At 49.4% G+C, this 12,955-nt stretch carries 15 protein-coding genes; 5 read left to right on the top strand and 10 right to left on the bottom strand.

Annotated features, from left to right (window positions below; all coding sequences use genetic code 11):
- Positions 1-39 precede the first annotated feature (39 nt).
- From BM191_RS16095 to BM191_RS16080, 4 genes are all read right to left on the bottom strand, one after another.
- Positions 40-342: a PDDEXK family nuclease gene (locus BM191_RS16095; protein ID WP_092880171.1), complete on the bottom strand. Its 303-nt coding sequence runs from the start codon at positions 340-342 to the stop codon at positions 40-42.
- Positions 326-556, bottom strand: coding sequence for an ANR family transcriptional regulator (locus BM191_RS16090; RefSeq protein ID WP_092880168.1), 231 nt, complete (start codon positions 554-556; stop codon positions 326-328). Before BM191_RS16090 ends, BM191_RS16095 begins: the two co-directional genes overlap by 17 nt.
- Before the next feature lie 48 nt (positions 557-604).
- Positions 605-1,378 carry an antA/AntB antirepressor family protein gene (locus BM191_RS16085; protein ID WP_092880165.1) on the bottom strand — a complete coding sequence of 258 codons (774 nt, stop codon included), beginning with the start codon at positions 1,376-1,378 and terminating at the stop codon, positions 605-607.
- Between the two features lie 266 nt (positions 1,379-1,644).
- Positions 1,645-3,744 (bottom strand): DNA polymerase, encoded by a 2,100-nt coding sequence (locus tag BM191_RS16080; protein WP_092880162.1) that lies wholly within the window; start codon positions 3,742-3,744, stop codon positions 1,645-1,647.
- Between the two features lie 163 nt (positions 3,745-3,907).
- Between BM191_RS16080 and BM191_RS16075 the strand changes: the two genes are divergently transcribed.
- On the top strand, positions 3,908-4,150 hold the full coding sequence (locus BM191_RS16075; RefSeq protein WP_092880159.1) for a hypothetical protein: 243 nt from the start codon (positions 3,908-3,910) through the stop codon (positions 4,148-4,150).
- 254 nt (positions 4,151-4,404) lie between these two features.
- Here BM191_RS16075 and BM191_RS16070 read toward each other — a convergent pair whose 3' ends face one another.
- From BM191_RS16070 to BM191_RS16045, 6 genes are all read right to left on the bottom strand, one after another.
- Positions 4,405-5,034 carry an Nmad5 family putative nucleotide modification protein gene (locus tag BM191_RS16070; RefSeq protein ID WP_092880156.1) on the bottom strand — a complete coding sequence of 210 codons (630 nt, stop codon included), beginning with the start codon at positions 5,032-5,034 and terminating at the stop codon, positions 4,405-4,407.
- A gap of 49 nt (positions 5,035-5,083) precedes the next feature.
- A complete protein-coding gene (locus BM191_RS16065) occupies positions 5,084-5,632 on the bottom strand; it encodes a DUF2815 family protein (protein WP_092880153.1) in 549 nt (182 codons plus the stop codon).
- 17 nt (positions 5,633-5,649) lie between these two features.
- Positions 5,650-6,951, bottom strand: a complete 1,302-nt coding sequence (locus BM191_RS16060; protein ID WP_092880150.1) for a DUF2800 domain-containing protein — start codon at positions 6,949-6,951, stop codon at positions 5,650-5,652.
- 3 nt (positions 6,952-6,954) lie between these two features.
- The gene (locus BM191_RS16055) at positions 6,955-7,737 is read right to left on the bottom strand and encodes a hypothetical protein (protein WP_092880147.1); all 783 of its coding nucleotides are present in this window, start codon (positions 7,735-7,737) and stop codon (positions 6,955-6,957) included.
- A gap of 138 nt (positions 7,738-7,875) precedes the next feature.
- On the bottom strand, positions 7,876-8,070 hold the full coding sequence (locus BM191_RS16050) for a hypothetical protein (RefSeq protein WP_092880144.1): 195 nt from the start codon (positions 8,068-8,070) through the stop codon (positions 7,876-7,878).
- An 83-nt stretch (positions 8,071-8,153) separates the two neighbouring features.
- Positions 8,154-8,828, bottom strand: a complete 675-nt coding sequence (locus BM191_RS16045) for a S24 family peptidase (RefSeq protein ID WP_092880141.1) — start codon at positions 8,826-8,828, stop codon at positions 8,154-8,156.
- 127 nt (positions 8,829-8,955) lie between these two features.
- On the opposite strand from BM191_RS16045, the gene BM191_RS16040 reads away from it, so the two are divergent.
- From BM191_RS16040 to BM191_RS16025, 4 genes are all read left to right on the top strand, one after another.
- Complete coding sequence (locus BM191_RS16040; protein ID WP_092880138.1) at positions 8,956-9,165, top strand: helix-turn-helix transcriptional regulator; 210 nt, start codon at positions 8,956-8,958, stop codon at positions 9,163-9,165.
- A 3-nt stretch (positions 9,166-9,168) separates the two neighbouring features.
- Positions 9,169-11,415 carry a DUF5906 domain-containing protein gene (locus BM191_RS16035; RefSeq protein ID WP_092880135.1) on the top strand — a complete coding sequence of 749 codons (2,247 nt, stop codon included), beginning with the start codon at positions 9,169-9,171 and terminating at the stop codon, positions 11,413-11,415.
- Positions 11,416-11,732: 317 nt separating this feature from the next.
- Complete coding sequence (locus BM191_RS16030; protein WP_092880132.1) at positions 11,733-12,023, top strand: hypothetical protein; 291 nt, start codon at positions 11,733-11,735, stop codon at positions 12,021-12,023.
- Positions 12,024-12,067: 44 nt separating this feature from the next.
- Positions 12,068-12,490, top strand: coding sequence for an antiterminator Q family protein (locus tag BM191_RS16025; protein ID WP_092880129.1), 423 nt, complete (start codon positions 12,068-12,070; stop codon positions 12,488-12,490).
- Positions 12,491-12,955 lie beyond the last annotated feature (465 nt).

Below are 12,955 nucleotides of genomic sequence, written 5' to 3'. Positions count from 1 at the left end.
CGCTTCTTCAATTTTGTTCAAAGTGATTTGAATCATTTGTCATCCCACATGGTTATCGGTAAACGTGTAAGCGCGGCATATCCCCTCAATATTTTTACTATCCAGCACCGCTACGGTGAAGCCCAGCGCCCGAAGCCGTTCATGTTCGCGTAACTGTTCAGGGCGTGGTTTCTCGCCGGGGGGCTTACACTCAACGAAGACTGCCCGGCCTCCGGGTAGTAGTACCAACCGATCCGGCACTGCGCGGCGTCCTGGCGAAACAAATTTGTAGGCAATACCGCCAGCCTTTTTGACTTCCGCTACCAGATGTTTTTCGATGGTGGATTCACGGATGTAGGCCATTTTCGGAAGCTTCCGGTCGTTTGTTGCGGATGATAAACATGAGGCAGAAATCTGATCGCTTCTCGCTATAATCCTGATTCAGTGGGTTACGCGAGGTACGGTTAGCTTTAGCCCACACTTTAGCGGCACGTTCATATTCGCCGTCGCGTTCCAGTTGCGCAGCCTCACGCGCAACCCGGTAATACAAGGGGCTGTCATGGTATTTAAATGACATGGTTTTTATCCTGTAAAAAGCCCCTACATCGACAGGGGCGGGATTGAATCAGAAAGGTAGTTTTGGCGGTATGTATCTGCCTATACGTGATTCTATTGTCGGCAGAGCGCACATGCTGTCGTTAAACTTGTCGTGCAGGAGGTAAATCAGTTTTGAGTCCATCAACTCCAGCGCCGGGCGCAGTTGTGATCGCCAGACTTCATCGATGTGCCTGAAATTGTGCAAAATCGCGTGCAGGTTGCCTATGAACAGATCCTGTTCAGTTGAGGACAGTATCGGTTGGGTTTTCTCTCTGCTGAAGAAATTTTTCTGTGCATTAACCGCCGCTTCTATCGTGGAGAAAACGCCAACATGGTAGTGTTGTCCACTCCGCCATATTGAAGCCCGGTAGGGATTCTTACTGCAATTCTTCTGAAGATAAACTCCTCTCGGTAGTCCGCGTGGATTAAACGCATCGGGTACTGACGGAGCCGGAGCCGGAGCCTGAGGGAGGGACTGCTGATGTAACTTTTTCTCGCATTCGATAAAGTAACGGCGAACCCTACGGCCTTTGTCGTTGCGCTCTACCATCGCCAGTTCTTTCGCGGTATCTAACGTGAGGTGGTAATCTTTACGACGGCGGCCTACAGTTTTCCCCGAATTTGGGGAAAATACGATGTAGTCTAGGTTTGCGGTGAATCCATACTCTGAAATTCGATCATTGATCCACGTTGAAAAGTCACGTTTAACCCTAAGGAAGGCGTACAGATCGCGGGCATTACAGAGTAGAACGGTTTCGTTAGAAATGGTACCGTTGAAAACGGGAATTAATTGGGTATTCATGGGATTTACCTTTTCAATTAGGTTAATCACCACCTTCAGGCCTCAATCATCGGGTGGTGGGACGTACAGGGTTGAGACTACCGGGAAAAGGCGACCGGCCAGCCTTTCGGCTGCCCCGCACGCCCCACCATAACTTAGGTGTGGCTATGCACTGGCAATAAAAAAGACGCTGGCGCGTCTATTGCCGCCTATCTCCTTCGGGGTCTCAATCCCGGCACCAGATTTTGCTGGTACTTTTTCAGTATTCGTAGAAACTTGCATAAATGTCAATCTTTTTTGTAGCGAAGTGCTTCAAATCCCCCCGCGGATAGCGGCAGGTCTGAAGCCCATGCGGGGTTAGTTGCGAGCAGGGTGCTCAGGTGTTCGTGAGAGTAATCGGCGTCGTCGGGGGCTTCTGTTAAGATCTCATCATGTACCGTCAGTATGATGTCGTAACCGCTATCCTCCACGGCAGGCATATTGGTGGCCATCACATCGCGGGCAATTGCCTGGGTCACATTTTCCGCCAGTTTGCCGCCGTAGGTGTGCAGGCGTTGCCATTTCCGGCTGTAAGTATTGATACCCATGTAGCTGATCTTGCCGCTATCATCGATACGTGCGCCGGGGTAACAGACCGCCCGGCCAGATGGAAGTTGGATACGGAGCCAGCTTCCGTCGCGGCGAAGTTTTAGTTTGCGACAGGAAGTGGTTATGCCGGGTGTGGCAATGGCACGGCGGGTGGCCCGGTCGATCTCCTTCCAGAAGCTGAATGTTGCCGCGTGCGCTTCGCGCCAGAGCCGTTTAAAAGAGTCGCAGACAACATAAGCGCGTTTTGACAGTCCGTAGGTTCGCTTCTGTTTTAACGCCCATTCATATGCACGAATGGCCTCACCCAGTATGTTACGCGGGATGTTGTCGATAGCGGCAGAGGCCATTTCTTCGAGGTCGATGTTGTACACAAGGGAGAACGTCAAAAACGCGCCGACGCCCCCTTCATAGCCCAACGCCAGCTCCTGCACTTTGCCGACCTGTCGCTGATCTTTGTCCACTTCATCCGGGTGGACGCCGAAAGATTTTGCGTAGGCAAGTTTATACAGGTCATGGCCAGCGCGGATCGCCTCGCCTTTTTCATCGGTACCGATGATGGTGTCATAATCACGAAATGCCTGTAGCTTCCACTTCTCCCCGGCCAGCCACGCCAGTACGCGCCCCTCAATGTTGCTAAGGTCAGATACCACCAGTTTTTTACCCGCAGGGGCCATGATGCAGCCACGCAATGCTGAACTGGTTAACTGCATCACATCATCGTAAAGCAGGTCGGCGCACCCGGCTTTTAACGCTTCAATACCAAAATCAATGTCGATTTGCTTTAGCGTGGGTCTGGGGAGGTTTTGCGGCTGAAATAAGCGCCCGGCCCAGCGCCCGGTACGCGATGCCCCGCAAAATTGTAACGTTCCGCGCAGGCGCCCGTCGCGGCTGACGCTTTTTAACAAGGCTTTGTATTTACTGGTGCTGGTAGCGCTGGCCTGTAATCGCAGGGAAAGTAATTCTTTTACTTCCGGGGGTAAATCCGGGTCGGCTATGCGCCGCTCCAGCGTACTTTTTTGCATATCCGGTAAAACCACGCCGTAAGACTCAACGAGGTGTTTTAACAGGGCGTCACGTTGCGTGGCCGCTTGTATCTCGCCATCGGTCATTTGCTGCGTACGTTTTGCCAGGCGTTTTTGTTCTTCCTCCACGGCGATAACCGCGCTTTCGGCAAGTTCCACATCGCAGCAGAAACCGCGATCGTTAATGCGCTGGTCACGATGCCACAATGCCAGTTCCTGACCTGAGTAATTCCAGGTGGGTAGCTTTTTGTCGATCTCGCGCATGGCATCGATATCCAGCCCGGCGTATTCAACGAATCGCTGCCACTCGGCGGGATGGGTTTTGGCCGTGGCGCGATGGATAGCGCTGTTTTTTGGGCGGGGCTTGCAAAATAACTGGATCAGTTGCTTACCGGCCTTATCTTTGGCTTTGTCCTGCGACACGCTAAGAATGTCGCATAAATCGCCCAGCGAACCCGGCAGGCCGTGCGCCAGCGCTCTGGCCATTGTATCCCGCCAACGGGGTATGTCCGGGGTTAGATCCGGTAAGCAATGGCGCAGTACAGTGCGATCGAAATGGCTGTTATGGGCGTAAATCAGCACATCAGGATTTTGAAGCGCAAGCCGAAGTTCCAGGGGGATTTTTGTATTCGCGGTAACGTCCCATACCTGTACAGGATCACTATCAATCGCCCAGGCAAACAGCATGATCTCCACGTTTTCGGCGTAGGCATGTGTCCCGTTTTTGATGGGTATTTCAGAGAAGGTTTCTAAATCGAGATAAAGACGTTTAGACATGGGCAACCTCATCGGAGCTCGTCTACAGTAGCCCCAGTGTTCTAATGAAAACTTAAATTCGATATTTGAATGTACTGCCAGGCATTTTTGAGCGTTTTTTAGTGGAAATAATCTCTTTTTAGGTGATAAATGCCTGTTCTGAACCTAAGGCAGGAGATAGTTTATGCAGATAATAAATTATTTACGGGCAAGATTATGTAACAGCAGTTTAGCAGCATTCAAATTAGCTGGAAAAGATATCAGATATATCAATCTCGCCAATGAAATTATTTCCGTTAAAAACGATTGTGTAAAAGCTAAGCTCGAAAAGCTACCGCAAGACTCACGGGAATTTAGTGCATTAAATAGTAAAAATTTAAAATATGATATTTTTATTAAGAGTCTTGAATGGCTTAAAAATACTTAATGAAGTGAAGAAGTATTACCTCTAAAATAAAATATAATATACTGCGGATTATTTACTGAGCTATAGTAATTAACTACCACATCTTAAAGTCGAGGGGTTTGCGATAGCAATCACGTTCCTTTTTTGAGGAGTGTCCAGAGGAAATATCTGTACCGAAATATACGATCGAATTAGCTAAAAAAAATTTAACATACCCATCAATTCTAAAAATATTTCTGAACACCCTGCGTTCTGCCGGGTGTTTTTTTAGGCGCTTAAGCTGTGGCTTCTTTGTCGGAGGGTAACCCTAACATTTCGTTGAGCGTTTCCCGGCGCAAGGCAGGTAGCGGGGGAGCAGCCGGAGCGTCTGCCGGTAAAAGCTCTTTAGCTTCCGGCCACTCTTCAAGAAGTCTTTTAACCGTGCGTACTTTATCCAGCGCCGCGCCGACGTTTTCCGTGATGTCTTCCTCGTCACTTTTTATGGCCTTATAAAGTGCGCCAAAGCCATAAAACTCTGTAACCAGCGGGTCATCCGCGAGAATGGTATGCTCCTCTGGGGTGATCTTACTTTCGTGTTCCACGTCGTGTTCATACATCCTGTGATTACCGTTGAAGTATGCGTGAACCCTGGAGCCAGCCAGATTTAGACTAATGCAAGGGCCCTTGCGAATAGCTGAAAGGTTTACGCGCAGTGCGCCAGGTAATTTTGCCGCCAGCGCTTCTATTTTCTTTTCGGTTTTTAGCGCTTCCGCTTCCATACCCCCGATCGCCGCCAGCCGGACGCGTTCTGCCCATGCCACACGAGCCGCACGCAGCGCGGCTTTACGTTTAGCTATACCAGCTTTAATTAGTGCGTTAGCGATGATCTGGTCTTTCATCACACGTGTAAGTATTGTTTGTGCCATTTTCTGAGCCTAAGAAATAGCCCGGCGTTGCGCCGGGGGGTTGGATGGGTTAGATCAGCGATTCGGCGTCAGCACCTTCGCTCACATCGTCGAAATCGTCTTCGGTTGCCACGCCGCCGCCAGCGAATGCATCACCATCACGGCAGAACTGGACACCGCCGAGCGAAGCGTTAATACGTTTGCCAAAGTTGTTGTCCATCGCCCATATATCAATGGTGGCGTTAACATAGCAACCGGCATACGGCCTGCCATCGGCGGCGGTCAACGCTGAACGATCGCGATCAATAACCAGTGGCCGCGCCTTATTACTGGCAGAGACAAACTTATTACCGGGATAGCCTTCGTACTCTGCTTTTTCATCGCCATCATGCAGGCAGATTTTGAGACCGGTACGTAAGGATTTAAGAATGCCTTCCGCTTTTGGCCCCCATTTTTCCTTAGCTACTTGCGCTATAGCCGCTTCAATGTCTTTAAGGCCCGGATGATCAGGCGTGAGGATAAATGCAGCACTGAAGCGCGGATCACCCTCACCATTTACCGCTTTAGGTTCAAACAGCGCGGGGAAGGCCAATCTTACATTTGATAATTTTACTTTCATGGATATTTACCTTTAATTCAGATGAGGGATTCAGCGGCTTCGATATCTTCAAAGTCGTTTACAGGATCGATATTTAACGCTGGTTTTGGATCGGACTCAGGGGCGAGAGTGGGCTTACCCTCAGGACGCGTGATAAGTGCTTCTACCTTCGCCCAGCGGCGCGGATTGGTTTTTTTAATGAGTTTATCCGCCTGCGCCGGGCTGATAACTTTGAAGGTATAAACTTCTTCCTTTTTATACCGGAACTGGTCTTTAAGCAGGGCGATGGCTTCATCTTCATCGCGCCATGCACGGTTGCCCTGTTTACCCTGAATCAGTTTATAGCCGGAAACCGGGTGACCATTTTGCAGCATATTAAATGCCGCAGAGCGTACGCTTTTACACCAGCTTTCTATATGGTCAATCAGCGGTAGCGTTTCGCCCAGCCATTTACCATCCGATCCAGCCAGCTTCTGACGAGCGGTGGTCAGTGCGTCTTCCAGATGTGGCGGATCTGATATTTCGCTGAAATCATTCATCAGCGATGCTGAAACGTACTCCCCTTGTGCCTGACATTTACCCCGACGCTTGCACCAGCGGCAGGTTTTCTCTCCGGGATGGAATGCCGTTTTCGGAATAATATCGGGGCCGTTTATCGCGGCGTTATCCGCCAGTTCCAGCACGCGCGCTGCGATAGATTTAACGTTCTGCCCGAATTCCAGAAGGTTTTCTACCGGGGTTTCGTACTCGCTGACGTGATTGATCCGTGGCTGGTGGATAAACATGCGTATGCTGCTGAAATCGGCGATCATGCTGAACTGTTCCAGTGCGCCCAGCGCGTAAATCATCAGCTGCGGGTTTTCGAACGCGTCTACTTTCTCGTAACCATACTTCAGATCATGTATCTGCAACTCGTCGTTAATGATGATTACGGCATCAGCAGTGCCGAACTGATCCGGGATACCCACAACATGCGAAAAGTCGCACTTGTGTTCTACCATCAGCATAGCGCCGGGGTGCTGCGCCAGCGCCCACACCGCCTCGACATATTCGCCGACTTTATCCGCCATTTCCTGGGTCACTTGTGGCCCCCGGCGGGTTTTATCATCATAGATATACGCATACGTGCCGACGTAAGTATTAATGTCACAACCGCCGTAGTGTGGTGGATAGTCCACGCGGTTACGGAGTACATTCTCCGCGAGCTGGTGCGCAGCGGTTCCCTCTTCTGCGTGCCCGGATGTTTTGTCATGCTCAAACTGTTCAATAGCAAGCGCGGCAGGACAATTCAACCAACGATGTGCTGCTGAGGGGGATAGTTTCGCGTGTATGTCCGGCATAGCTTACTCCCCCGCCAGCGCTTGCTCAGCCAGCTTCGCCACTTCTGCAAGGTTTTCCCGCGGAACCTGACCCAGTTTCTGTGCGCCGAACTTATCTAGAATTTCCAACGCTTCATTGCGATACCCGCCTGTTGTCAGCTTCATGATCAACGCTCTGGCCTGTTCAAACGTCGCCGCGGTGTCCTGACCCCGCTCATGATTATCTTCTGGTACCGCCTCCGGTTCGGGGGCTTGTTCGGGGGCTTGTTCGGGGGCTTGTTCGGATTCCGGATCTGGCTCTGGTTCGGCTTTTCGGGGTATCAGATCGGCGCGTTTGTTGTATGGCGTTTTAATATATAACTCCGCAAATGCCCGGCGCTCGTCTACGTTCTCCATCGCGCTCCAGTGCGCCAGCATGACAAGGCAGAGATCGAACACTACAGCACGGGGTGCAGATTTAACTGTTTTGCAATCTTTCAGGGCAAAATTGAGCGCATCTGTAAACTTATCGCTTTTAGTGCTGTTCGCATAAGCCCGCGCTTTTTCTATTTGTTCTGCTGTGGGGGGGCGGGCTTCATCGCCGAACATATTCGCCAGCACGGGGATAAGCCTAATATCCAGCGATTCGATATGCGGTAACTTTTGCTCGCATTCAGTATTAGCAGCTTCATTGAAGGAACTTTTACGACTTTCGATAGCATCCTTCTTTTCAGGTCCCAACGGGGTAAAAATTCCGGTATTGTGCATTGCTGCGATTAGCTGGCGAATTACCTCGGTATTTTCTTTAATGACTAATTCAAGGCTCATGAAGTACCTCACATATACAGAGTTATTGGGAAACGCGCGTTCGGATTTAGCTTCAATTCGTCGCGCTTACGTAACCAACGCAGGCGGCGAACGGTGTTATTTACGGGGGCTGTACTTAACGGGGCGGTTTTGACTTTTTCAGGCTGTTGCATTGGGTTGAATCCTCTCAGTGGTCTTACTGAAGCGCCCCGCAGGACGCTTGATAAGTTCACTTTGCCCCGTATTGCCGACATCCTGTCCCGCCACGGTTCCGACGCATGGTTTAAAGTCGCGCCGTTCGACTATCGTTTTTGAATTCAATGAAAATTCAATAATGAATTTATAATCGAACATGAATTACCTGTCAATTCAAAAGTGAATTTATTTTTGCAAAAAATTACCGCCGCATAGGGCGGTATGTGGAAATTATCAGCTAATCAATCACCTATGTAGAGTGATGGTTTTGCTATTCCTGCGACATACTGAATGCTTTCGATCTCTTTGAGGGCAAAGCGTATAGGAAGGTGTTCTTCGTTTATTGACATAACCATGACTTCGGCATCGCGTTCGTAAAGAAAGGTTTTCACCATTACTTGCTCATCCTTGGTAATGACAAGTACCTCATCTCCTGGCAAGTAACTATGGTTTGGCTCAATAACGACATACTCACCGTCTTTGATGCGTGGCTTCATTGAATCGCCCGAACAGCGAAGAGCAAAGGCTTCTGGATCTCTTGTCGGCCAGTTGATAAACCCATCGCCGTAACCAACGGGGTATTGAAGGTTTACCCAATGCCCTCCGTTTCCAAGCTGTGCTCCCCCCACGACTGGAACTTGTGTGAAATAAAGTGATTCTAGAAGGCTGTTTACATTGCATTCGGGGTTGGTTTTGGTTAGGTCATTTTCCACCAGTTCTTCAACGGTAACTTTGAAGTAATCAGCAATGCGTTTTAGTAAAGCATACTTTGGATCCTTGATGTCCCCGGTCACTAGCCTATGCATGGTGGGTTGAGGGATCCTAGTGTTTTTTGCTAATTCAGTTACGTTGGCCACGCCTTTCTGTTGCATCAAGAGGTTGACGTTGGCGATCAATCGGTCAGTTGTGTGGTCCATGCCTAAACCCTTATTGAAGATATTAAAGGTTGAATATTCTATATTGAATATTGTACGCTGGCATTGAATTCAAAACTGAATTAATATTAAATCCAATATTGAATTCAGAGACAGCGAGGTACACGTTATGCAATCCCTTACCCCCAAAGAAACAGTTCAAGCCTTGATTGCATCGGGGCTTACGCAGGTTGAAATCCAAGCTCGGACAGGCATTAGCCAAGCATCTATAAGCCGTATTGTGTCGGGTAAAAATGCTGATCCCCGGTTGTCTGTTGTACGCACATTAGAAGATCTATTCTCAGAAGTGAAAGCTCAAACCGCAGAACAAAAGGCGTAACCCATGCCCCAAAATAAACCGTGGGGAGCGACGCCGGATGAGTGGTTCCACTTCGATCTGGTGCTGGGCCGCAGTTATGACCTGCTGCCAGTGGTGTGCAATCCTGAAGCGCCGCTATCCCCTGATAGTAAAATGAAAGCCTTGGGTAAAACCCCAAGCCAGTACAACAGCAACCGGCAAGTGGTTGGTTTATCCAACTGGACAAAACGCCAGATCAACGATGCGAATATTGAGCGCTGGAGTAAGGAAAGCGATTACGGCATCTGTTCCCGCATGGGTAACGGCTGGCTGGCGCTGGACTGCGACAGCGAATCGCCAGAGATACAGGATGATGTCCGTGCTTTATTGCTCGAGCATTTCGGTAAGCTGCCGCCGCGCAGGTATCGGGCTAACAGCAATAAATGTCTGTATTTGCTGGCCGTAATTGGCGATTACCGCAAGCGTATTCACCGTCTGTGTGGTGGCAACGGGCTGATCGAACTGTTAGCCGAAGGCCAGCAGGCGGTTATCGCGGGTTCCCATCCCAGCGGCGCTCGCATTGAATGGGACGGAGGATTACCCGGTGAACCGTTGGCTATCACCCCGGAACAGCTTGAAGCTTTTTGGGCAGCGCTGGCTGATGTTCTGCCTGTGGACATTTCGACCGAAGCAGGAATGGGCCGATTGCGTGATCGTAGCCAGGCCACGCCGGGTGCGACCGATGATGTAGCCGATTATCTCGACGCCAACAACTGGACACTGGATTTTGGCTCCAGTGGGGAACGTTACATTCGGTGCCCGTTTGAAGATGGACACGGTGGTGCGTCCGATCCCACCTCTACCGTTTACTTTCCTGGCGGTACCGCTGGTTTTGAGTTGGGGCATTTTAAGTGCCTTCACGCCAGTTGCGCCCACCGCAATGACGGCGATTATCTTAATAAAATTGGTTTTCGCGATAGCGATTTTGAAGATGTCACTCAACCAGAGGGTGGCGATTTTCCAGAAATCAATATTGATATGACCAGCCACTTTTTAAAACGCTTTCTTTATGTGATTCAGGGGGATCGCGTTTGTGATCTTACCCGGCCTCCTTATAACTGCATGATGGAGATGAAAGCGTTCAAAAACCTGATGGCTCCGTATCAGTTCCCGCCGATAGGGAAAGGCAATCCCACTCCGGCAACAAAGAAATGGCTGGAGCATCCCGCCAAACAAGTTGCTGAGTCTACCGGTTATCAGCCCGGCGTAGGCAGGCTTATCGAACGGCCCGATGGCCGCTTTGAAGTTAACGAATTCTATATGCCTGAGCATGCGAAAACCTCGGATACGGGCAAGGTAGCAACCTTCCTTAACCATATGGCCTACCTCGTACCTGACGACTGGCAGCGACGTTTCTTTATTGCGCGGCTGGCGTGGTTTGTACAGCGGCCCGAACGCCGCTGCCCTGTCACTATCCTGCATGTATCTACCGCCCACGGTACCGGGAGGGGGTGGATCAGCCAACTGATGGAGCGCGTGTTGGGTAAATGGAACTGCTCACGTACCCGCATGAAGATCCTGTGTGATAACCAGTTCCACGATTATCTGTACCACACCTTGCTCTGTACCATCGATGAGGTTCGGGAAAACGATAAAAGGTATGAGGTTAACGACAAGATCCGCGACGTGCTGACGGAGCCACGCTTTGAGGTCAACAGCAAATACGGTAAGAAAATGACCATCGATATTTTCACCGGTTTTTTGTTCTATACCAACCATATCGACGCCCTGGTGCTTCCCGAAGAAGACCGCCGCATTGCGGTATTGGGTGGCCCTGATACCGAGGCGGGGGAAGAACACTACGCCCACCTGTACTCTGCACTCGGCGATAACGACTTTATAGCGCAAGTGTACTGGTACCTGATGAATGTTGATATTTCGCAGTTCAATTGGCAGCGTGCGCCGAATACCAAAGAACGCCAGTTAATGATCGAAAGTAATAAAAGCGACCTGGAAGCGGCGGTTATTAGTGTGCTGGAAAACCCCCCTGCGCCAGCTATGACCTACCAGCAAATTGTCAACGAGGTGATCAAAGAGGTGGGTTTGGACGCAGAAATTAACCAAAAGCACATTACCAGGATACTGAAAGAAAAAACCAAACGTGAACCTGTGCGCGTAAAGGTTGAGGGGATCGCGCAACGCTTCTGGTTACTTGAAAAAAATTGCGTGTTCAGCAACGAAGAATTACGCGAGATTTTTGAAACTTGCGAAAATTTGCAAAATCAGCTTTGAAAAGGTGACAGATGGGTGACAGATAAACCCTTATCTGTCACCTGAAAAAAATCAATAAAAACATATAAAAACGGCGAAAGGGTGACAGGTGACAGATGTTTTTAACTCTATATACGCGAGAGGTTTTAATCTGGGTACATTACACATGCGCATACGTATATAGACCTAGAAATAACTGTCACCTGTCACTTAAAACGCCCAAACCCTTACAGGACAAGGAATGGCGGCGGTGTCAGATGGTGTTTTATCTGTCACCCATCTGTCACCTCGGCAATTAACGTGCAGAAAAACGCAAATATCGAAACGGAGAAAGGAATATGTCCAAAATTTTTCGTCAATGTATGCCCTACGGTATCCGCCGCAATGAGAACGACTCATGGGAAGTTTTTAACCGGGACTATAAGCCGTTGGGGGAGCCATTTTTCTTTAAGCGCAGCCTTACTCAGGCTACTCGTGATGCGTTGGCTCCGCCGCCAGTCACACAACGGGAGGATTCTGTATGGCTTTACAACGATATCGAGCATCCAACGTCCTCGTTAGCAAATTGGGAAGCCTATTCGCAGAGGCTTAAGCGGCTGGCGAGTTTAAAAATGAAAGACGAGCGGTAATGTCTTCATAAAATTTTTGTTGAGAAATGTTGAGGTTGAGCGTTATGCGCAGAGATATGCAAGAAGTTTTAGAACGCTGGGGCCGGTGGGCTGCGAGTGAAGAATATTGCTCACTGGTGGACTGGCCTGCGATGTCAGTCACACCCGGACGCAAATCTGAAGTAGGCAAGCCTGGCTGCTCTGACGAAGACGGACTGGCGATTGATACCTGCGTCGCGCACATGAGCATGGTTCGCGACGTGGATGATATCTTGATCCTGGGACAACGTTTCATCGGGGGTCATACAACGCGATTTATCGCAGAGGCAATGGATATCCCAAGGATGCAGGTAAGGGCGTCCCTCAACGCTTCGGAGTCGTTTTTAAATGGGTGCTTGGTGATGCAGGGGATCCGGCTCGATATGGATCCGGTCGTTGTTTTACCGGAACCTCTTGCGGGTGCCCAAAAACCTGTGCTAATCTTCTAGCATCTAGAATTATGATTTAATTTTACGACCTCAATTTCAAAGCCTCGCTTCTTCGGATGCGGGGCTTTCGTGTTTCTGGGCTACTGAAAACGTAAAACTGTCAGAAATGAGCCTTTCACATGCTGATTTGACTGAATGCCAATAGTGGCGTTTTGTTATAAAAATGTTACTGCTGTTTTTAGCCAAATACAGCCCGGAAAACATATCCTTTTAGGGCTTTAGGATGGCATTTTAAACGAGTGCGTTTTTGCCGGGGCGCATAACAACCATTATGTTAAATAGAGCGTTTTTTGCTGAAATAAACTAAGATCCTCTAAATAGATTATCGAGGAATGCTAAGTCAGAAACCCCCGGCACAAATGCGCGTGGTTTTTTCATGCTTAGAATTTGAGTTGGATGAGGCAGATAAATAGCTTTCTGTACTTAGGTATAGGCGTAATGTGTACCTTAGTGCAGGTTGATGGT

The sequence above is a fragment of the Izhakiella capsodis genome (assembly GCF_900115045.1).
Classification (GTDB): Bacteria; Pseudomonadota; Gammaproteobacteria; order Enterobacterales; family Enterobacteriaceae; genus Izhakiella; species Izhakiella capsodis.
Note: the sequence above shows the minus strand (reverse complement) of the source record. Positions and strands in the feature narration are given on the sequence as shown.